The sequence below is a fragment of the Bradyrhizobium cosmicum genome (assembly GCF_032290525.1).
Taxonomy (GTDB): domain Bacteria; phylum Pseudomonadota; class Alphaproteobacteria; order Rhizobiales; family Xanthobacteraceae; genus Bradyrhizobium; species Bradyrhizobium cosmicum_A.
On the sequence record NZ_JASXTA010000235.1, the window covers coordinates 1 to 272 of the forward strand.

Genomic DNA, 272 nt, shown 5'->3' on the forward strand with positions numbered 1-272 from the left:
GGTGCTGCCGACCTTGCTGTCCTGGACCTCGTCGGCTGTGGTTCACGACATCAAGGGCGAGAATTGGCACCTCACAGCCGGCTGGCGATCGCGCTTCTCGCATTGTTTGTTGTTCGATCCGACCGACATACGCAGTGCCCGGTACAATCCGCTGCTCGAGGTGCGCAAGGGTGTCGCAGAAGTCCGCGACGTTCAGAACATTGCCGACATCCTGGTTGATCCTGAAGGAGCGCTCGAACGCCGCACCCATTGGGAAAAGACCAGCCATGCGC

Annotated in this window: 1 protein-coding gene; it reads left to right on the top strand. The window is 60.3% G+C overall.

All coding sequences use genetic code 11. The features are described from left to right. On the top strand, positions 1–272 hold a 272-nt coding region (locus tag QSV46_RS39805), incomplete at both ends, for a type IV secretory system conjugative DNA transfer family protein (RefSeq protein ID WP_314964105.1).